This is a genomic window from Kitasatospora sp. NBC_00070 (genome assembly GCF_045041205.1).
GTDB lineage: Bacteria > Actinomycetota > Actinomycetes > Streptomycetales > Streptomycetaceae > Kitasatospora.
This window is the reverse complement of record NZ_CP108247.1, coordinates 6,028,020-6,046,310: the sequence shown is the minus strand read 5'-3', so window position 1 is coordinate 6,046,310 and position 18,291 is coordinate 6,028,020. Positions and strand designations below refer to the sequence as shown.

19 protein-coding genes are annotated in these 18,291 nt (G+C 73.6%); 10 read left to right on the top strand and 9 right to left on the bottom strand.

Going from position 1 to position 18,291, the window contains the following annotated elements; all coding sequences use genetic code 11:
* Positions 1-10: 10 nt before the first annotated feature.
* Positions 11-2,776 (top strand): discoidin domain-containing protein, encoded by a 2,766-nt coding sequence (locus OHV05_RS27450; RefSeq protein ID WP_405020031.1) that lies wholly within the window; start codon positions 11-13, stop codon positions 2,774-2,776.
* Between the two features lie 72 nt (positions 2,777-2,848).
* Entirely contained in the window at positions 2,849-3,886 is a 1,038-nt protein-coding gene (locus tag OHV05_RS27445) for an enoyl-CoA hydratase/isomerase family protein (protein ID WP_405020030.1), read from the top strand.
* A 13-nt stretch (positions 3,887-3,899) separates the two neighbouring features.
* Here the strand turns inward: OHV05_RS27445 and OHV05_RS27440 are convergent, their stop codons facing one another.
* Positions 3,900-4,391: an FBP domain-containing protein gene (locus OHV05_RS27440; RefSeq protein WP_405020029.1), complete on the bottom strand. Its 492-nt coding sequence runs from the start codon at positions 4,389-4,391 to the stop codon at positions 3,900-3,902.
* A gap of 70 nt (positions 4,392-4,461) precedes the next feature.
* On the opposite strand from OHV05_RS27440, the gene OHV05_RS27435 reads away from it, so the two are divergent.
* The 3 genes from OHV05_RS27435 to OHV05_RS27425 all read left to right on the top strand — a co-directional run bounded on the left by OHV05_RS27435 (position 4,462) and on the right by OHV05_RS27425 (position 6,835).
* Entirely contained in the window at positions 4,462-5,031 is a 570-nt protein-coding gene (locus tag OHV05_RS27435; RefSeq protein ID WP_405020028.1) for a TetR/AcrR family transcriptional regulator, read from the top strand.
* 93 nt (positions 5,032-5,124) lie between these two features.
* Entirely contained in the window at positions 5,125-5,964 is an 840-nt protein-coding gene (locus OHV05_RS27430) for a hypothetical protein (protein WP_405020027.1), read from the top strand.
* A 94-nt stretch (positions 5,965-6,058) separates the two neighbouring features.
* Entirely contained in the window at positions 6,059-6,835 is a 777-nt protein-coding gene (locus OHV05_RS27425) for an enoyl-CoA hydratase (RefSeq protein WP_405020026.1), read from the top strand.
* Positions 6,836-6,859: 24 nt separating this feature from the next.
* Here OHV05_RS27425 and OHV05_RS27420 read toward each other — a convergent pair whose 3' ends face one another.
* Entirely contained in the window at positions 6,860-7,201 is a 342-nt protein-coding gene (locus OHV05_RS27420; protein ID WP_405020025.1) for a winged helix-turn-helix transcriptional regulator, read from the bottom strand.
* A gap of 98 nt (positions 7,202-7,299) precedes the next feature.
* Between OHV05_RS27420 and OHV05_RS27415 the strand changes: the two genes are divergently transcribed.
* Complete coding sequence (locus OHV05_RS27415; protein WP_405020024.1) at positions 7,300-8,196, top strand: NAD(P)-dependent oxidoreductase; 897 nt, start codon at positions 7,300-7,302, stop codon at positions 8,194-8,196.
* Positions 8,197-8,205: 9 nt separating this feature from the next.
* Here OHV05_RS27415 and OHV05_RS27410 read toward each other — a convergent pair whose 3' ends face one another.
* Positions 8,206-9,609 carry an amidase gene (locus OHV05_RS27410; RefSeq protein WP_405020023.1) on the bottom strand — a complete coding sequence of 468 codons (1,404 nt, stop codon included), beginning with the start codon at positions 9,607-9,609 and terminating at the stop codon, positions 8,206-8,208.
* 70 nt (positions 9,610-9,679) lie between these two features.
* Positions 9,680-11,416: an NAD-binding protein gene (locus tag OHV05_RS27405; protein WP_405020022.1), complete on the bottom strand. Its 1,737-nt coding sequence runs from the start codon at positions 11,414-11,416 to the stop codon at positions 9,680-9,682.
* A gap of 159 nt (positions 11,417-11,575) precedes the next feature.
* Between OHV05_RS27405 and OHV05_RS27400 the strand changes: the two genes are divergently transcribed.
* Positions 11,576-12,223 carry an HdeD family acid-resistance protein gene (locus OHV05_RS27400; protein ID WP_405020021.1) on the top strand — a complete coding sequence of 216 codons (648 nt, stop codon included), beginning with the start codon at positions 11,576-11,578 and terminating at the stop codon, positions 12,221-12,223.
* A gap of 10 nt (positions 12,224-12,233) precedes the next feature.
* On the opposite strand, the gene OHV05_RS27395 is transcribed toward OHV05_RS27400, so the two are convergent.
* Both OHV05_RS27395 and OHV05_RS27390 read right to left on the bottom strand, forming a co-directional pair.
* Positions 12,234-13,196 (bottom strand): hypothetical protein, encoded by a 963-nt coding sequence (locus OHV05_RS27395; RefSeq protein WP_405020020.1) that lies wholly within the window; start codon positions 13,194-13,196, stop codon positions 12,234-12,236.
* A gap of 131 nt (positions 13,197-13,327) precedes the next feature.
* On the bottom strand, positions 13,328-13,951 hold the full coding sequence (locus OHV05_RS27390) for a LysE family translocator (protein ID WP_405020019.1): 624 nt from the start codon (positions 13,949-13,951) through the stop codon (positions 13,328-13,330).
* Positions 13,952-14,070: 119 nt separating this feature from the next.
* Between OHV05_RS27390 and OHV05_RS27385 the strand changes: the two genes are divergently transcribed.
* A complete protein-coding gene (locus OHV05_RS27385; protein ID WP_403039412.1) occupies positions 14,071-14,541 on the top strand; it encodes an Lrp/AsnC family transcriptional regulator in 471 nt (156 codons plus the stop codon).
* On the opposite strand, the gene OHV05_RS27380 is transcribed toward OHV05_RS27385, so the two are convergent.
* Entirely contained in the window at positions 14,505-14,855 is a 351-nt protein-coding gene (locus OHV05_RS27380) for an antibiotic biosynthesis monooxygenase family protein (RefSeq protein WP_405021558.1), read from the bottom strand. The two genes, OHV05_RS27385 and OHV05_RS27380, sit on opposite strands and share 37 nt — an antisense overlap.
* 128 nt (positions 14,856-14,983) lie before the next feature.
* Here OHV05_RS27380 and OHV05_RS27375 point away from each other — a divergent pair, with 128 nt between their 5' ends.
* On the top strand, positions 14,984-15,262 hold the full coding sequence (locus OHV05_RS27375) for a Prokaryotic metallothionein (RefSeq protein WP_405020018.1): 279 nt from the start codon (positions 14,984-14,986) through the stop codon (positions 15,260-15,262).
* Here the strand turns inward: OHV05_RS27375 and OHV05_RS27370 are convergent.
* Positions 15,240-16,505, bottom strand: coding sequence for an ATP-binding protein (locus OHV05_RS27370; RefSeq protein WP_405020017.1), 1,266 nt, complete (start codon positions 16,503-16,505; stop codon positions 15,240-15,242). The two genes, OHV05_RS27375 and OHV05_RS27370, sit on opposite strands and share 23 nt — an antisense overlap.
* Before the next feature lie 295 nt (positions 16,506-16,800).
* Between OHV05_RS27370 and OHV05_RS27365 the strand changes: the two genes are divergently transcribed.
* Complete coding sequence (locus tag OHV05_RS27365) at positions 16,801-17,772, top strand: RICIN domain-containing protein (RefSeq protein WP_405020016.1); 972 nt, start codon at positions 16,801-16,803, stop codon at positions 17,770-17,772.
* Positions 17,773-17,814: 42 nt separating this feature from the next.
* On the opposite strand, the gene OHV05_RS27360 is transcribed toward OHV05_RS27365, so the two are convergent.
* Positions 17,815-18,282, bottom strand: a complete 468-nt coding sequence (locus OHV05_RS27360; protein ID WP_405020015.1) for a GNAT family N-acetyltransferase — start codon at positions 18,280-18,282, stop codon at positions 17,815-17,817.
* Positions 18,283-18,291 lie beyond the last annotated feature (9 nt).

The following is an 18,291-nucleotide window of genomic DNA, read 5'->3' as shown; positions in this document are numbered from 1 at the left end:
GGAGTGTCAGATGCCGGAGTTCCCAAGGTCCCTCCGTGGCGCGGCCGTTGCCGTCACCAGCCTGGCGCTGCTGGCCGTCGTCCCGGCGGTCAGTTCCACCGCCGCGAGCCCGGCGGTGGGCGCCGCCACCGGTTTCACCAGCTACGAGGCCGAGTCCGGCACCCTCGGCGGCGGCGCGGCCGTCACCTCGGTGACGTCGGCGCCGACCACCCCGTACTCCAGCCCCGAGCTGGAGGCCTCCGGCCACGCCCACGTCCGGCTCGGCTCCACCGGGCAGTCGGTCCGGTGGACCAACACCACCGGACGGCCCATCAGCTTCCTGAACGTCCGCGCCAGCATCCCCGACGCCCCGTCCGGCGGCGGCCTCACGGCCACCCTGAACCTGTACGTCGACGGCACGTTCCGGCAGGCGCTGAACCTCAACTCCAAGCAGAGCTGGGTGTACGAGGGCAACAACAACTACAACACCAGCGACAACCAGAACCCGGCCGACGGCAACCCCCGGGTCTTCTGGGACGAGGCGCACACCTTCGTCACCGGCACCCCGATCCCGGCCGGGGCCTCCTTCTCGCTCCAGAAGGACGCCGCCAACAGCGCCTCGTTCTACGACCTCGACGTGATCGACGCGGAGAACCCGCCGGCCCCGCTCGCCCAGCCGGCCGACTCGATCTCCATCACCAGCTGCGGGGCGGTCCCGGACAACACCCCGACCAACGGCTCCGGCTCCACCCAGGCTCCGGACAGCGGCCCCGCCATCCAGAACTGCATCGACCAGGCCCAGGCGCAGGGCCGGGTGCTCTGGATCCCGCCGGGCACCTTCTACGTGAAGGGCACCGCCGGCCTGCACGCCCAGGGCATCACCATCGCCGGCGCCGGGCAGTGGTACAGCACCGTCTACCGGGACGTACCGGTGCCCAACTCCACCCCGCTGGCCGCGCTGTTCTCGGTGACCTCCTGCACCGTGCGGGACTTCCACATCGACGCCAACTCGGTCAGCCGCAGCACCATCGGCGGTGACGGCGGCGCGATGGACACCACCGGCACCAACTGGTCGGCCAGCGGCATCTGGAGCCAGCACACCATGTCCGGGTTCTGGGCCTCGGGCACCGGCGGCACGGTGCGCAACAGCCGGCTGACGTCCATCTGGGCGGACGGCATCAACGTCAACAACGTCGCACTCGGCGCCGACACCGGGAACAACCTGACCGTCACCGACAACTTCGTCCGGGGCACCGGGGACGACGCGATCGCGGTCAACTCGGTGGCCTACAACACCAACGGCGACGGCTCCCGGACGTACTACCACCCGATGACCGGCGCCACGGTCAGCGACAACACCTCGATCGCGCCGTGGGGCGGCAAGGGCGTGGCCGTCTACGGGGGCAGCGGCCACCAGGTCACCGGCAACCACGTCAGCGACACCGCCCGCTACATCGGCCTGGGGGCCGGCCGGTTCGGCGTCAACGGCGACGACCTGCGGTCCGCGACCGTCACGGGCAACACCGTGCTGCGCTCCGGCGGCAACGCCTACAGCCAGGGGCAGCCCGCGCTGCACGTCGGCAACGGCGGTGACGGGCAGAACACCGGGATCGTCGACCAGGTGACGGTGACCGGAAACACCGTCAGCGACTCGCTCTACGACGCGATCGGCTTCTCCGCCTCGACCAACACCCTGCTGCGGAACAACACCGTCAGCACCCCCGGCCGCAACGGCGTCGTGATCGCGCCGCCCTTCTACCCGGCACCCACCGGATCGGCCACCATCACCGGCAACACCCTGACCGGGCTGAAGTCCGGGGCGACCGCGTACGCCAACAACTCCGCCGGCTTCACGGCCTCGCTCAGCGGCAACAGCTGGGAGGGCGGCACCACCCCGACCGGCCCGTACGGCGGCACGCCCGCCGCCGTGCCCGGCACCGTGCAGGCGGAGAACTACGACACCGGCGGCCAGGGCGTCGCGTACCACGTCGGCTCCGTCAACGGCAGCGGCACCGCCTACCGCTCCGACGGCGTCGACCTGGAGGCCACCTCGGACACCGGCGGGGGCTGGAACCTGGGCTGGACCGGCGCGGGGCAGTGGTTCCGCCACACCGTGAACGTCGCCGCCGCCGGCAGCTACACCGTCAGCCTGCGGCTGGCCGCCCCCGCCGCCGTGACCGGGGCGCTGCACCTCTCCGACGCCTCGGGCGCCAACCTCAGCGGCGCGGTGAACGTCCCCGCCACCGGCGGCTGGCAGAGCTGGACCACGGTGACCGCGAACGTCACGCTGCCGGCCGGCCGCCAGGTGCTGACGATCCAGCAGGACAGCGGCGGTTGGAACCTCAACCAGCTCACCTTCACCGCCTCGGGCGGCGACCCCGCCCCGACCGACCTGGCCGCGGGCCGGCCCACCGGCGAGTCCAGCCACACCAACGGCTACCCGGCCTCGAACCTCACCGACGGCAACCGGAACAGCTACTGGGAGAGCGCCGACAACAGCTTCCCGCAGTGGGCCCAGGTCGACCTGGGGTCGGCCCGGAGCGTCGGCCGGGTGGTCCTCCGGCTCCCCGCCGGCTGGGGGGCCCGGACCCAGACCCTGACCGTCCAGGGCTCCACCGACGGTGCCGTCTTCACCACCCTGAAGGCCACCGCCGCCTACACCTGGGACCCCGCCACCGACAACACCGTCTCCATCGGCCTCCCCGCCTCCGCCCAGCGCTTCCTCCGGGTCACGGTCACCGCGAACACCGGCTGGCCCGCCGGGCAGCTCTCCGAGTTCCAGGTCTGGAGCCCCTGACCCGGAGCCACCCCGGACGGGTACGGTGACGGGGTTCTCCCGACAGACGTACCCGGACGAAGTGGGGCCCCGATGACGACGGATGTGGCGCTGGAGCAGGTCGGCCGGCTGGGCCGGATCACGCTGGACCGGCCCCGGGCGCTGAACGCGCTGACCCACGACATGCTGCTGGCGATCGAGCGGCGGCTCACCGACTGGGCGACGGACGACGGCGTCGGGGCCGTGCTGCTGACCGGCGCCGGGGAGCGCGGGCTGTGCGCCGGGGCCGACATCAGGGCGCTGCACGACGACGCCAAGCTGGGCGGCGCGGGCGCCCGGCGGTTCTTCCGGGACGAGTACCGGCTGAACCACCTGATCTCCCGTTACCCGAAGCCGTACGTCGCGCTGATGGACGGGATCACCATGGGCGGCGGGGTCGGCCTGTCGGCGCACGGCAGCGTCCGGGTGGTCACCGAGCGGTCCACGGTGGCGATGCCGGAGACCAGGATCGGCCTGGTGCCGGACGTCGGCGGCAGCCGGCTGCTGGCGCGGGCCCCGGGCGAGCTCGGCACCCACCTGGGTCTGACCGCCGCCTCGATGGGCCCGGGCGACGCGCTGCTCTGCGGCTTCGCCGACCACTTCGTCCCGGTGGCCGCGCTGGCCGGCTTCACCGCCGCACTGGCCGAGGCGACGCCGGCCGAGGCGCTGGGGCGGTACGCCGCCGAGCCGCCGGAGGCCGCGCTCGCGGGGCAGCGGGAGTGGATCGACGCCTGCTACGCGGCCGACACGGTGGAGGAGATCCTGACCCGGCTGGACGCGGCCGGGATCACCGAGGCCAAGGAGGCCGCCGAGCAGATCAGGGCCAAGTCCCCGACCTCGCTCAAGGTCACCCTGGCCGCGCTGCGCCGGGCCCGGACACACCGCACCCTGGCCGAGACGCTGGACCAGGAGTTCCGGATCTCCTGCGCCGCCCTGGACGCCCCCGACCTGGTCGAGGGCGTCCGGGCGCAGGTGGTCGACAAGGACCGCGACCCGCACTGGTCCCCCGCCACCCTGGCCGAGGTGACGGAGGACCAGGTGGCCGGCTTCTTCGCCGACCTGGGCGAGCAGGAGCTCGGTCTGGCCCGCTGAAGAGCCCCAGGCGTCACGCCGTCACCTTCGCGACGAAGGCCGCCAGGTTGGCCAGCGTCCGCTCGCTCTTCTCCGCCAGCGTGAGCGACTCGTGCAGTCGCCCGCCGGCGCCGGCCTCCCGCTTGCCGCGCACGTACAGCGAGCAGGCCAGGTCGGTGCACATGTAGGCGCCCACCGAGTTGCCCTGCTGCCCGGCCTTGCCGGCCAGCGGGGCCACCATCAGCGAGACGCCCCCGCTGTGCGTGGTCAGGCACAGCGAGCACATGCTGCGGCGGGCCTGGCCGGCCCCACCGGCCGACAGGCGCAGCGCGACCGCGGCCAACCGACCGTCCAACTCGGCCACCAGGTAGGCCCGTTCGGGTGCCTGCGGGTCCCGCCAGCCCAGGAAGTCCAGGTCCTCCCAAGGCAGCTCGGGCAGCCCGCGCGGCACGTTCAGACGCTTGGCCTCGCCCTTGGTGCAGTTCAGGAACGCGGCTCGGATCTCTTGCTCGGTCAACGGCTTCATGGGACGTACGCTAAAATACCTAGGAGTATTAGGCAAATGGATAATCAACCCAGGGAAAGAGCGGGACGACATGGCGAGAGCCGGGCTGACCAAGGAAGTGCTGGCCCTGGCCGGGGCCGAGCTCGCGGACGAGGTCGGCTTCGACCAGGTGACCCTGTCGGCGATCGCCCGCCGGTTCGGGGTCAAGGACGCCAGCCTCTACTCGCACGTCCGGAACTCCCAGGACCTGAAGACCCGGATCGCCCTGCTCGCGCTGGCCGAACTCGCCGACCGGGTCGCCGCCGCACTGGCCGGCCGGTCCGGCAAGGACGCGCTGGCCGCCTTCGCCGACGCCTACCGTGACTACGCCCGCGAGCACCCCGGCCGGTACGCCGCCGCCCAGTTCCCGCTAGACCCGGAAGCCGCGCTGGCCGGCGCGGCCGGCAAGCACTCCGCGCTGACCCGGGCCATCCTGCGCGGCTACGACCTGGCCGAGCCGGACGAGACCGACGCGATCCGGCTGCTCGGCAGCACCTTCCACGGCTACGTCACGCTGGAGCAGGCCGGCGCCTTCGGCCACACCGCCCGCGACTCGCAGGCGAGCTGGGCCCGGATCCTGGACGCCCTCGACTCCTTGCTGCGCGCCTGGCCGGCCGCCTGACCAGCCGTTGCCCGGCGGGCCCCGGAGCGTTTGACTGGAAGGTGCCGGTCCGCGCGGGCACCGGCACCGGCTTCGCACCGAGGAGTGTGCACCATGACCAGCGGCCACTCCGTCCCGGGCAAGGCCAGCTTCGCCGAGGCCTACGAGCAGCCCGACCCGCGCGGCTACTTCCGCGCCCTGGGCCCGTACGAGTACGTCACCCCACACCACGCCCAGCGGGTGTTCCGCCAGCTCACCGCCGCCCGGGAGCCGCGCACGGTGGTGGACCTGTGCTGCTCGTACGGGATCAACGCGGCACTGCTCAACCACCAGGTGACCCTGACGGAGCTCTACCACCGGTACACCGACCGGGCCCTGGACGACCTCTCCACACCCGAACTCTCGCTCCGCGACCGGCAGTTCTACGCCGCCCGGCGCCGCCCCGAGGCGGTCCCGGTGGTCGGTGTGGACGTGGCGAGCGGCCCGGTCGAGCACGCCCGCCGGGCCGGCCTGCTGACCGCCGGGTTCGCCGAGAACCTGGAGCGCGCCGCCCCCTCCGCCGCCCTGCGGGCCGCGGTCGCCGACGCCGGTCTGGTCACCGTCACCGGCGGCGTCGGCTACGTCTCCGCCGTCAGCTTCGACCGCCTGCTGGCCTGCGCCGACTCCCCGCCCTGGGTGGCCGCCTTCGTGCTGCGCGCCGTCCCGTACGGCCCGATCGCCGAGGCGCTGGCCGAGTACGGGCTGGTCACCGAGCGGCTGCCGCGGACCTTCCGGCAGCGCCGCTTCACCGGCATCGAGGAGCGGGCCGGGGCGCTGAGCGCGGTGCTCGACGCGGGCCTCGACCCGGCCGGCCTGGAGAGCGAGGGCTGGTTCCACGCCGAGCTGTACGTCTCCCGGCCCGCCCCGCAGGTGCGGGCCAGGCCGCTGGCGGCGCTGCTGCGCGCCGACACGTGATCGTCGTCTCGGATCCCGAGACTGGCGCGGAGGCGGGTCGGTCGGGAAGGGTGTCCCTCGTCACGGAACCCACGTACCGAGGGAGTCAACGGCGATGACCGAGTACCAGACGATCCTGGTGGAGCAGCGGGGCCGGGTCGGGCTGATCACGCTCAACCGGCCGGAGGCGCTGAACGCGCTGAACAACCAGCTGATGCGCGAGGTGGTGGCGGCGGCGACCGCCTTCGACCGCGATCCGGGGACCGGTGCGCTGGTGATCACCGGCTCGGAGAAGGCGTTCGCGGCCGGGGCCGACATCAAGGAGATGCAGGGCAACGCCTTCCCCCAGGTCTACCTGGACGACTGGCTCGGCCCCTGGGACGAGTTGGGGCGGTTGCGGAAGCCGGTGGTGGCCGCGGTGGCGGGCTACGCGCTGGGCGGCGGCTGTGAGTTGGCGATGCTCTGCGACATCCTGATCGCCGCCGACACCGCGAAGTTCGGCCAGCCGGAGATCAAGCTCGGGGTGATCCCCGGCATCGGCGGCTCGCAGCGACTGACCCGCGCCGTCGGCAAGGCCAAGGCCATGGACCTCTGCCTGACCGGCCGCACGATGGGCGCCGAGGAGGCCGAACGCGCCGGACTCGTCTCCCGCATCGTCCCCGCCGCCGACCTGCTCACCGAGGCACTGGCGACCGCCGAGACGGTGGCGGCGATGTCCGCCCCGGCGGCCGTGATGATGAAGGAGAGCGTCAACCGGGTCTTCGAGACCACCCTCGCCGAAGGCGTCCGGTTCGAGCGGCGGCTGTTCCACGCGCTCTTCGCCACCGCCGACCAGAAGGAAGGCATGGCCGCCTTCGCCGAGAAGCGCAAGCCGTCCTACGAGAACCGCTGACCCACCGTCGGACGCGCCCCGGTGCTACCGGGGCGCGCCGGGGAGGACGTTCTCCCGGCCCCAGGCCCCCAGCGGGGCCAGCGCGGCGTTGAGCCGCGCCCCGGCCGCCGTCAGCGAGTACTCCACCCGCGGCGGCACCTCCTGGTACGACTCGCGGTGCACCACGCCGTCCGCCTCCAGCTCGCGCAGGTGGGCGGCGAGCACCTTCTCGGTGATGCCGGGCACCAGCCGGCGCAGCTCGCCGAACCGGCAGCTCCCGCGCTCGTCCAGCGCCCAGAGGATCAGCACCTTCCACTTGCCGCCGATGACGTCCATCGCGGCGTCGATCCCGCACACGTACGGGCCCGGCCTCGGTACGGTCGCCATTCCCCCACCTCTCCGACCTGGATGCTGACCCCAGGGTAACCACCCACTTCGAAGTGCGTACTTGATCACCTGTCAGGCCGGCGGCGAGGCTGACCGACATGGCACAGCACAGCACCGACCCGACCGTCCCCGCCTCCGTCACCCTGCTCGGCACCGGCGCGATGGGCGCCGCCCTCGCCCGGACCTGGCTCGCCGCCGGGCACCCGACCACCGTCTGGAACCGCACCACCGCACGTACCGAACCGCTCGCCGCCCAGGGCGCCGTGGTCGCCGCCACCGCGGCCGAGGCGGTCGCCGCCAACCGGCTGGTGGTGGTCTGCCTGCTCGACGACGCCTCCATGCAGCAGGCGCTGTCCGGCCTCGACCTGTCCGGCAAGGACCTCGTCAACCTGGTCACCGGCACCCCCGGCGAGGCCCGGGCCCGCGCCGCCTGGGCCCGCGAGCGCGGCGCCCGCTACCTGGACGGCGGCATCATGGCCGTCCCGCCGATGATCGGCGTCCCGGCGGCCGGCGGGTACGTCTTCTACAGCGGCTCGGCGGACCTCTTCGAGGAGCACCGTGAGACCCTCGCCGTCCCGGCCGGCACCGCCTACGTCGGCGCGGACGCCGGCTCCGCCGCGCTGCACGACGTCGCGCTGCTGAGCGCGATGTACGGCATGTTCGCCGGGCTCACGCACGCCTTCGCGTTGCTGCGCGCGGGGTCCGTGCCGCCGACCGCGGCCGCCCCGCTGCTCAGCGGCTGGCTCACCGCGATGACCGGATCGGTGCGGACCACCGCCGAGCAGCTGGAGAGCGGCGACTACACCAGGGACGTCGTCTCCAACCTCGCCATGCAGGTCGCGGGCACCCCCACCTTCCTGCGCACCGCCGAGGAGCAGGGCGTCAGCCCGGAACTCCTGTCGCCCTTCTTCGAGCTGATGGGCCGTCGGCTCGCGGAAGGCGGCGGCGCGGAGGACCTGACCGGCCTGGTCGACCTGCTCAGGCAGCCCCGGTAAGGGCTGCGCTCAGTCCTGGATCCGCCGCCAGGGCCGGTCCTGCTCCAGCTCGAAGGCCAGCTCGAGCAGCAGCCGCTCGCCGCCGTGCGGGGCCAGCAGGTGCACCCCGATCGGTCGGCCGTCGGTGGTCTCGCCGGTCGGCAGCGCGAGGGCGGGCGCGCCGGTCACGTTGTTCACCGGGGTGAACGCGACGTACCGGCGGAGCCGCTCGATCAGCTCCTCGAACGGCACGTTCGGGCTCAGGTGGCCGATCGGCGGCGCGACATGGGCCAGCACCGGACAGAGGATCAGGTCGTACGCCCCGAACATCCCCGCGTACGTCCGCTCCGCCTGCCGCAGCCGGCGCAGCACCCCCGGGGTGCGCAGGAACTCGCGCCGGTAGCCGCGCCGCAGGCCCAGGGTCAGGCCGTCCAACCGGCGGGCCTGGAAGCCCCGGTCCAGCAGCAGCTTGCCGGTGGCGGCGATCAGGAACGCGATGTAGCCCCAGTACAGGGTGAAGTCATGGGCGAACTGCTCGCCGAACGGCAGCACGGTCGGCTCGACCCGGTGCCCGAGCGCCTCCAGCCGGGCGGCGGTCCGCTCGACCGCGTGCCGGGTCTGCCCGTCGGTGACCGCGATCGGCGAGTCCAGCACCAGGCCGATCCGCAGCCGCCGGTCGCCGGGGCCGGCCACCAGGCCGAGCGGCGGCAGCGCCGGGTTGCGGTAGTGCTGCTCGGCCGCCCCGAAGAAGGCGGCGGTGTCCCGGACCGTCCGGGTCAGCACGCCGTCGGTGACCAGGTCGATCGGCAGCCGGCGGCCCTGCTCGTTGAGCACCAGCCGCCCCCGGGTCGGCTTCAGGCCGACCAGTCCGCAGCAGGCCGCCGGGATCCGGATCGAGCCGCCGCCGTCGTTGGCGTGCGCGATCGGCACCACCCCGGCGGCCACCAGCGCGGCCGCGCCGCCGGAGGAGGCGCCCGGTGAGTGCGAGGGCCGCCAGGGGTTGCGCACCGGCTCGGCGTCGGCGTACTCGGTGGAGGCGTTCAGGCCGAACTCGGGCAGCCGGGTCTTGCCCAGCACGGTGACCCCGGTGCCGAGCAGCTGCTCGGCGAAGCCCGCCGTCCGGCGGGCGGGGCGGGCCGTGAAGGCCGCGCTGCCCTGGCCGGTCGGCATCCCCCGCAGGTCGACGTTGTCCTTCAGGAAGGTGGGCACCCCGGCCAGCGCCGCCCCGGGGCCCGAGCTGCCGGTCCGAGGGCTCCGGTACGCCTCGAAGGCCACCGGCGCCAGCTGCCCGGCCACCTTCCCGGCCCGCTCGACGGCGGCCGCCGCCAGCTCCCCGGCACTCACCTCACCGGCCCGGACCGCCGCCGCCAGCGCCACCGCGTCGTGCTCGCCCAACGCGTCGTCCCCGAACGCGTGCACCCGCTCGCCCGTCATCCGAACTCCCCTGTCCTACCGGCCAGTAGCCCTGCGAGTTCAGCAGTCTAGGGCTGAGCGGCCGTTCGCATCAGCCCGCGTCCTGATCGTTGTTCAGCCGGGCCAGGCCGCTCCGGGTGGTGGCCACCAGGATGCGGTCGCCCTCGGCCAGCAGGCGGGCCCGGTCGGGGTAGTTCCACTGGTACTCGGCGGGCAGCCGGGCCAGCCGGACGGCCACCACCCGGACGCCGCCCGGCTCCTCCAGGTCGTGCACGCTGCGGCCGACCAGGCCGGAGCCCGGCTCCGCCGTCAGCTCGGCGATCAGCAGCACCCGGCGGTAGACCGAGAGCGTCCCGAGCACCTCACGGCCCATCAGGGCGGAGGCGAAGCCCGGCGCCGAGAGGTACGAGGTCGAGCGGGACACCACGTTGCCGAAGGTGGCGTACACCTGGTGCGCGAAGTCGTCGTCGAACAACCGCAGGATCATCAGGACGTCCGGCTGCAGCGCCCTGGCCTCCAGCGCCGCCTCCAGGTTGGCCGCGTCGTCCCTGGTCACCGAGACCACCGCGCGGGCGTACTGGGCCCTGGCCCGGAGCAGCTGACCGGCCAACGGGGCCTCACCGACCAGCACCGGCACGCCGAGCGCCCGCATCGCCGCCACGCCCCTGACCTGCGGGTCGCGCTCGATGCAGACCACCGGCACCCCGGACTCCCGCACCATGCCGGCCACCCGGGTGCCGAGGTGGTTCAGCCCGACCACCACCACGTGGTCCCTGGTGCCCGCGCCGGGCGCCCTGGGCAGCCCGCGCCGCCCGCTGGCCAGCGCCTCCACCGCGATCGCGGTGGCCACCGGCACGAAGGTGATGCCGCAGAAGGTGATCACCACCTGGGCCACCCGCTGCCAACTGCCGCCCGGCATGGTCTGCCCGGGCTGGTCCGGGCTGGCCGCGCCCGCCATGTCCAGCAGGGTGAAGTAGAGCGCCCAGCCCAGGTGCCCGGTGGAGTACCAGATCACCGCGCCGCTGAGCAGCACCGCCACCACCGCGATGGTGAGCAGCATCCGCAGCCGGGCACTGGTGAAGAACCGCAGGGTGTCCAGCAGCCACCAGCGGATCCGGGCCCACCAGCCGATCCGGACCGGCGGCTCCGCCGTGAGCGCCTGCAGCGCGGCGATCCCGCCGCGCTGCTCGTGCTCCTCCAGCGACCTCGGCCCGTACTCCCCCTCGTCGCCGAACCGGCGGGCCAGCGCGATGAACTCGGCCGCCCGCCCGGCGGTCTGCGGCAGCAGCCGCATCCGGCCCAGGTCCTGCGGGTCGATCCGGTCGGCCACCACGCAGAGCTGGTTGTCCTGGATCTCGCCGTCGTACGCGACGTACAGGTACCGGCTGCCCACCCGGACCGAGTTGGGCCGGCTCAGCGCCCCGTTGGCGAAGGCGGGCGCGGCGGTGGCCGAGCCGGAGAGCGCGGCGCAGTTCGGCAGCAGCCGCTCCAGGTGCTCGCCGAGGCGCTGGTTGAACATCCGCAGCACGATCCGGATGCCGGGGTTGCGGTTGGCGGCGGCCAGCGCGGCGTGGATGTTCCCCTCGTCGGTGCCGTCCACCAGGGCGATGCCGCCCGCCGTCTCCACCCCGCAGGCCCGCAGCGCCTCGGCCGAGACGGTGGGGTACTCGTGCACCGCGGACAGGCCGGGGATCTGGCTGATCTGCGGCCCGTGATCCTGCGTCAGGTCCGGTACCAGGGCCACCACCGGGACCTCGTACTGCTCGATCAGCTCCCGGATCAACCGGTGGGCGAGAGCGTTGCCACCGCACACGACGTAGTGACTCAACGGCCCCCCGACCCATGCAGTTCAGCAGTCCTCCGACCTCGATCATATCGAGCCGGGTGTCCGGCAGATGGCGCCGGGGCGACTGAGGGGGCATCAGTTCACATCCCCCGAACGGCCGCGCTCACCCGGCGGGCCCCGGCGCCCGCCGGAAGAGTGGGGATGATCAACACCACTGCCCGTCAGGAGACCGCCATGGCCGACCCGTACGACCCCACCGCGCGCCCTCCGCTGGAGGGGCAGATCATGACCGGCCCGATGCAGCGACTGGCGCACGCCGCGTGGCAGGCGCTGCTCGCGGCGGGCATCGCCTCGCTGATCCTCGGCGTGATCGTCTTCGTCTGGCCGAAGCAGACCCTGTTCGTGGTCGGCGTGCTGTTCGGCCTCTACCTGCTGATCATCGGCGTGGTCCAGCTGGTCGCCGCGTTCGGCACCCACGCCTCGACCGCGATGCGGGTGCTGGCCTTCATCAGCGGCGCAATCTGCGTGCTGCTGGGCCTGCTGTGCTTCCGCAGCGCCGTGCAGTCGGTGCTGCTGCTGGCGATCTGGATCGGCATCGGCTGGCTGTTCCGGGGTATCACCCAGATCGCGGCGGCCGCCTCCGACCCGGCGATGCCGGCCCGGGGCTGGCAGTTCTTCGGCGGCGCGGTCAACACCCTGGCCGGCGTGCTGCTGATGATCTGGCCGGCCCACTCGGTCACCGCGCTGACCGTCCTGGCCGGCTGCGGCCTGCTGGTGCTGGGCGTGATCGAGATCGCCACCGCGCTGCAGGTCCGCCGCCGGGCCAGGGAACTGCCGGCCGGGGTCTGACCCCGGATCACTACCCGGCCGGGAACACCTTCCGCCAGCCGCCGCCCGCCTGCACCGCGTCGGCGTAGCCGAGGCCGCCGCTCCGGGCGGCGGCGCCCGGGTAGTCCACCTGGACCCGGACCTTCGGGAAGTCCGCGACGAAGGCCGCGACCGTGGCCTGCCCGGCCGCCGACGGCCCCTGCTCGCAGACGAGCAGCAGCTCACCGGAGCCGACGTTGCGGACGAACTGCGGGAACGTCCGGTCGTTGAACTGCTGCCCGGGGGCGATGCCGTCCCAGACCGCCGCCGCCACCTGGTCGACCACGGCCGTCACCTCGTCGGGGGTGCCGCTCTGCCGGGCCCTCGGGTAGCGACAGGAGGTGTACGGCTGCCCGGCCACCGCCGCCTCCGCACCGGTCACCCTGGGGCCGGCGGTGAACTGCATCCAAAAGGCCGCCGTGGCGGCCGGGACCGGCACGCCGGGGAAGCTCTTGCGCCACTGCCCGCCGGGCTGCACCTGCTCCGCGTCGCCGAAGCCGTACGCACCGCTCAGCCCGTCGCCCGCCGCCAGCAGCCGGGCGCTCCCGCCGTCCCTGGTGCTGTTCCGGTAGGTGACCTCGAAGCTGACGGTGGGCAGGTCCGCGCGCAGCAGCCGGAGCACCTCCCGGCAGGAGTGGCACGGGCCGAGTGCGGAGAACAGCGTCACCTCGCCCCGGCGGATCTGGCCGATCCGGGCCCGGTACTCGTCGTCGGTGGTGCAGGCGAGGTGCCGGTAGATCCGGTTGGCCAGGATGTTCATCGCCTGCTTCTCGGCGTCCAGGTCGTGCTGCTGGCCGGTGAGCGTGCTGCCCGTGGGCTCGGGCAGACCGTGGTAGTACGACCACACCAGCGGCTGGTGCGACTCGGTGTCGATCCGGCCGGTCAGCTGGGCCGCCCCGACGAAGGTCAGGGTGTACTCCAGTCGACAGGTGTTCTTGAAGGCAGGCGAACTCATCGGGCCCCCCGGTGTCGGCGGTCTGCGTGGCTCGGCCGGGCACCCCCCAGACCGGCTCCGAGCGTCCCAGCCGGTCTGACGGAGCGTCAACGGTCGCACCGGAGCACTCGCCCGGGCCCGCGCGCCCCGGGTCAGGCCGACGCGGTGGCCCCGGCCACCAGCAGGAGCAGCACCGCCGAGACCGCCGTCAGTCGCCGGGCCGCCGCCGGCGTGCCCGCCAGCGAACCGCCGAGCCGGGCCGCCGTCACGGCGACCGCGCCGTACACCGCCGCGCAGCAGAGCACGTTCAGGCCGCCCAGCGCGAGCACCTGGCCGCCGACCGGCATCCCGCTGTCCGGCTGGACGAACTGCGGCACCAGCGACAGGTAGAGCAGCAGCCCCTTCGGGTTGAGCAGCGCGGTCAGCATGCTCTGCCGGAGCACCGTGCCGGTGGACTGGGCCGGGGCGGGCCGCAGCTGACCCCCCGTCCGGCGCAGGCCGATCAGCATGGTGACGGCCAGCACCGCGAGGTACGCCGCCCCGGCCCAGCGCAGCGCGGGCAGCACGGCGGGCACCGCGCGCAGCGCGGCGGCCAGCCCGGCGGAGGAGAGCGCGGTGTGCACCGCGTACCCGGCGCAGACCCCGGCCACCGCGAGCAGGGCGGCCCGGCGGCCCTGGCCGAGGCCGCGCGCGGCGATGTAGAGCCAGTCGGGGCCGGGGGTGAGGACGAGCAGCAGGTCCACGCCGAGGAAGAGCAGCAGGGTGTGCGGGGCCATGGTGCGGTGGGGCTCCTCGGTCGATCGGGGGGGTCGATCTCCGAAGGTAGGCGGAAGGCCCCGGCAGCCGATGGCCACTTCGTGCTCGTTCCGGCGGCGGAGTGGCACAATGTTGCGCCATGGACCGCATCGACCGCAGAATCCTGCACGAGCTCCAGCAGGACGGCCGACTGACCAACGCCGAACTCGCCGCCCGGGTGGACCTGACCCCCTCCCCCTGCCTGCGCCGGGTCCGGCAGCTGGAGCAGGACGGGGTGATCCGCGGCTACCGCGCCCTGCTCGACGGGGCGGCGCTGGACCGGGGCTTCCAGCCCTTCGTCACCATCGTGATGCGGCACGAGGACAAGGCCACGGTGGCCGCCTTCGAGCGCCAGGTCGCCGAGCTGCCCGAGGTGGTCGAGGCGCACCGCCTGTTCGGCGACCCCGACTACCTGCTGCGGATCGCGGTGGCGGACATCGCCGCGTACGAGCGGTTCATCACCGACGTGCTGTCCGGCCTGCCCGGGATCGCCCAGGTGAACTCGCACCTGACGATGAAGCAGGTGAAGGCCGATCAGGGGCTGCCGACGGGCGCCGTCCGGTCCCGCTGAGGCACCTCCGGCAGCAGCGGGGTCGGGCGGAAGTGCGAGACGGTCGGCGGGTGCTCCAGGTAGCCGAACTCGCCCTCCGCCCAGACCGGCCTGATCCGCCACATCGGCCCCGCGTACGCCCGCACCGCCGCTTCGTCCCGCCAGTGGGTCACCAGCAGCACCCGGTGGTCCAGCTCGGTCACCGACCTGAGCAGTTCGGCGCCCTCGAACCCGTCGGTCTCCCGCAGGACGGGGAGCACCTCGTCGCACAGCCTGGTGCAGAACTCGTCCACCCGTCGGGGTGCCACCTGGGCCTCCCAGATCCGGACGATCATCTCGACCACCTCCGATCCACTCCCTCCAGTATCCGTTCGGCCGCGTGCCGATTGCCGGGCGCGGCCGCCGCCCGGAGATTGGAGGCAGGCGGCCGAGCCCGGCCGCCCCCGAGAGACGGAGCTCCCCGATGGCGGTCTGCGCGACCTGCGGCAACGACTACTGGCTGTCCTTCGAGATCAGGACGATCACCGGCGACAGCTACACCTTCGACAGCTTCGAGTGCGCGATGGAGAAGCTGGCGCCGCGCTGCGAGTACTGCGAGGTCCGGATCGTCGGCCACGGCGTCGAGGTCTCCGGCAAGTTCTTCTGCTGTGCCAACTGCGCCCGCCGTGACGGCGGCCTCGGCGAGCAGATCCGCGACGCGGTCGGCACCCATCCCGGTGTCACGTCCGAGCGTGCGAGGTGATGTCGGCGGCGAAGTCCTCGATCATCGCCGGGGTGACGGTCGGGCGGCACTGGTCGATCGCCGCCAGGTAGTCCCCGGTGGTGGCGCCCGCCGGGCCGTCGCCCGCCAGGTCGCGTTCGAAGGCGGCCTGGGCCGCGCTCCGGGCCGCGTGCTCGATGTCGGCCGGGGTGAACAGCTCGCTCCGCTCGACCAGCCGGTCCAGCTCGACCCCGGTCCGGCCCTCGGCGTACCGGGACCAGATCGCCTCCCGGGCCACCGGGTCGGGGGTGCCGATCGGGATCAGGTAGTCGAACCGGCCGTGCCGCAGGAACGCCGGGTCGAGCGAGCGGATCGAGTTGGTCGCGCAGACCAGCAGCCGCTCCTCGCCCTCCCGGAAGCCGGGGATCAGCTTGAGCAGTTCGTTGGTCACCCCGTGCAGCCCTGACGGCACCCCCTCGCCCCGGACCGGCGCGATCTCCTCCACCTCGTCGACGAAGACCAGCACCCGCTCCAGCTCGGCGATCCGCCCGAAGGCGGTCCGCAGCGCCGCCGCGAGGTTGCCCTCGTCGGCCAGCCGGGACGGCAGCAGCTCGACGAACGGCCAGCCCAGCCGGGAGGCCACCGCCCGGGCGAAGGTGGTCTTGCCGGTGCCGGGCGGGCCGAACAGCGCGATCGCCCGGGGCGGCCGCACCCCGTGCCGGGCGGCCCGCTCCGGCTCGGCCAGCGGCTGCACCACCCGACGCTCGATCAGGTCCTTCTCGGCCGCCATCCCGGCCACCTTGCCCCACAGGTCGCCGGGCAGCAGCCGGCCGCCCAGCTCCTCCAGCGCGTTGCCGCCCGGGCCGGCCGGCTCGGCCTTCTCGAAGTACGCGACGGCCGGCCGCCGGGTGTACCCGGCGTTCCGCAGCCCCTCGCCGAGCAGCTCCTCCCCCGGCAGCACGTACGCGATCCGGCGCACCCGGCGCTCCAGCAGCCGCCGCTCCAGCTCCCGGAGCAGCCCGCTGGCCAGGCCCCGGCCGCGCCAGGCGGGGGCGATCGCGATCCGCATCACCCAGGCCCGGTCGCCCGCCAGGTGCGCCAGCGCCGCCCCGATCGGCACGCCCCGGCTGACCGCCACCACGGCGGGCTGACGAGAGGTCAGCGCGGTGATGCACTCGGCCGGCGAGTACACCGACTCCTGGCCCAGCTCGGCCGTGCTGTCGATCAGGTGCACCACCGCCGCCAGGTCGTCCTCGCGGTAGTCGTGGATCAGCCACTCGTTCATGCCGGGGCCCGCCTCTCCTCTGGGTGTCCCGGAACGCTAGAACCCCGCCGCCGTCCACGCCGTACGCCGGAACGGACAACCGGGGCCGCCGAACCGTACGGTCCGCCGCTTGTCGGCGGCCGGCCGGCCGCACGGGGCACCGGCCGCCGCAGACCTGACGCATCGTCAGTTCGGCTGCACCGCACCGGAAGTCCCCAGATTTCTGGGATATCGGCGGCGAATCCCGCGCTGACACACTGACGGCGACCCCGATCCGGCGCACCCGAACGGTCCGCCCGGGGCTTTTCCCGCCGTCATGTCCACCACGCATCCGGAGGAAGCCTTGCTCCCGTCCCTGAAACGCCTCGTCCTGGGGATCGTCCTGGTCCTGACCGCCCTGGGCCTGGCACCGAGCTCCGCCTCGGCCACCTCGCCCGAGACCGTGCTGTTCAACCAGGCGTCCGCGCGCTGTCCGAGCGGACCGCAGGACGGCCCGCCCACCCTGGTCGTGTGCGACGACGCCCACAGCCCGGGCAGGTGGGAGTTCACCCCCGTGCCCGGCTTCGCCGGCGTGGTGACCATCAACAACCACCTGAACACCGCCGCCTGCCTGGGCACCTTCGACGGCGGCACCACCGTCAAGGCCTGCAACGGCACCACCAACCAGCAGTGGCGGGTCACCGCCTACCGGTCCGACCCCGGCAGCACCCCGCTGTACGACCTGGTCGGGGTGCGCCTGCTGAACGTGCAGAGCAGCCAGTGCCTGGACAACACCGAGCACCGGATCGGCGGCGGCTGGCGGCTCTACATCTTCGGCTGCAACAACGGTCCCTACCAGCAGTGGAACATCACCAAGCCGGCCTTCAAGGCGCTCACCGGCGGCCACCCGGGCATGACCTGGGCCAACCTGGAGCAGCGGGCCGGCAACCTGGTGCACGTCGGGTACGACACCGCCAGTGACCCGTACAACGGCGACACCACCCCGGTGACCGCGCTGCCGCTGCTCTGCCTCAGCCAGGACGGCCGGCCGGCACCCGCCGGGATCCCGACCAGCGGCTACCACAGCTGGGTCGGCGGTCAGGTCAAGGCGACCGCCCCGCTGCCCGGCACCCTGCTGACCAGCCGGGCGGTGGCGGACCAGACCTGCGCGAACACCTTCGGCACCGGCTGGCGGATGGCGGAGTTCCACGACGCCTCGGGCTGGGGGTTCTGGGCCAACGGCACGCTGCCGACCGGAGTCCGGTTCTGGACCGCGATCAACGACCAGCCGGCCAACCCCTGGAGCTGACGGCCCGTCCGACCGCGCGGGGCGGGCACCCGCCCCGCGCGGTCACAGCTCGAGTGCGGCGACCGTCTGACCGCCGCTCTGCTCGCCGGTGGGGCGGAAGCCGAGCCCGAGGTAGAAGCCCTCGGGGCCGTGCTCGCCCGGGTGCCAGGTGACGGTCAGCCGGGTGCCGCCCCGGCGGCGGATCTCCTCGGCCACCGCGTGCACCGCGAACCGCCCGTAGCCGTGGCCCTGTTCACCCGCCGCGATGTTGAGCCGCCACAGGCCCGAGCGGAGGTCGGTGCCCCGGCCGTCCCCGGCCCAGTCGATGTCGAGGAAGGCCATCACGAAACCGACCACCCGGTCACCGTCGACGATCGCGCGCGGCCAGGCCACCCCCGGGTGCACGTACGCCTCGGCCAGGGACTTGACCACCGGGCTGACCGCGACCTCCTGCTCGGGGTGCACCTGCACCCCGAGCACGGCGTCGAGGTTGTCGGCGGTCACGGGTACGAGGCGGGGCGAAGTCGTCATGCCGAGCAC

What these genes read in the sequence shown, in the direction of transcription:
- OHV05_RS27450 (WP_405020031.1), top strand. Translation starts at nt 11, where the DNA reads ATGCCGGAGTTCCCAAGGTCCCTCCGTGGCGCGGCCGTTGCCGTCACC.
- OHV05_RS27445 (WP_405020030.1), top strand. Translation starts at nt 2,849, where the DNA reads ATGACGACGGATGTGGCGCTGGAGCAGGTCGGCCGGCTGGGCCGGATC.
- OHV05_RS27440 (WP_405020029.1), bottom strand. Translation starts at nt 4,391, where the DNA reads ATGAAGCCGTTGACCGAGCAAGAGATCCGAGCCGCGTTCCTGAACTGC.
- OHV05_RS27435 (WP_405020028.1), top strand. Translation starts at nt 4,462, where the DNA reads ATGGCGAGAGCCGGGCTGACCAAGGAAGTGCTGGCCCTGGCCGGGGCC.
- OHV05_RS27430 (WP_405020027.1), top strand. Translation starts at nt 5,125, where the DNA reads ATGACCAGCGGCCACTCCGTCCCGGGCAAGGCCAGCTTCGCCGAGGCC.
- OHV05_RS27425 (WP_405020026.1), top strand. Translation starts at nt 6,059, where the DNA reads ATGACCGAGTACCAGACGATCCTGGTGGAGCAGCGGGGCCGGGTCGGG.
- OHV05_RS27420 (WP_405020025.1), bottom strand. Translation starts at nt 7,201, where the DNA reads ATGGCGACCGTACCGAGGCCGGGCCCGTACGTGTGCGGGATCGACGCC.
- OHV05_RS27415 (WP_405020024.1), top strand. Translation starts at nt 7,300, where the DNA reads ATGGCACAGCACAGCACCGACCCGACCGTCCCCGCCTCCGTCACCCTG.
- OHV05_RS27410 (WP_405020023.1), bottom strand. Translation starts at nt 9,609, where the DNA reads ATGACGGGCGAGCGGGTGCACGCGTTCGGGGACGACGCGTTGGGCGAG.
- OHV05_RS27400 (WP_405020021.1), top strand. Translation starts at nt 11,576, where the DNA reads ATGATCAACACCACTGCCCGTCAGGAGACCGCCATGGCCGACCCGTAC.
- OHV05_RS27395 (WP_405020020.1), bottom strand. Translation starts at nt 13,196, where the DNA reads ATGAGTTCGCCTGCCTTCAAGAACACCTGTCGACTGGAGTACACCCTG.
- OHV05_RS27390 (WP_405020019.1), bottom strand. Translation starts at nt 13,951, where the DNA reads ATGGCCCCGCACACCCTGCTGCTCTTCCTCGGCGTGGACCTGCTGCTC.
- OHV05_RS27385 (WP_403039412.1), top strand. Translation starts at nt 14,071, where the DNA reads ATGGACCGCATCGACCGCAGAATCCTGCACGAGCTCCAGCAGGACGGC.
- OHV05_RS27380 (WP_405021558.1), bottom strand. Translation starts at nt 14,855, where the DNA reads ATGATCGTCCGGATCTGGGAGGCCCAGGTGGCACCCCGACGGGTGGAC.
- OHV05_RS27375 (WP_405020018.1), top strand. Translation starts at nt 14,984, where the DNA reads ATGGCGGTCTGCGCGACCTGCGGCAACGACTACTGGCTGTCCTTCGAG.
- OHV05_RS27370 (WP_405020017.1), bottom strand. Translation starts at nt 16,505, where the DNA reads ATGAACGAGTGGCTGATCCACGACTACCGCGAGGACGACCTGGCGGCG.
- OHV05_RS27365 (WP_405020016.1), top strand. Translation starts at nt 16,801, where the DNA reads ATGTCCACCACGCATCCGGAGGAAGCCTTGCTCCCGTCCCTGAAACGC.
- OHV05_RS27360 (WP_405020015.1), bottom strand. Translation starts at nt 18,282, where the DNA reads ATGACGACTTCGCCCCGCCTCGTACCCGTGACCGCCGACAACCTCGAC.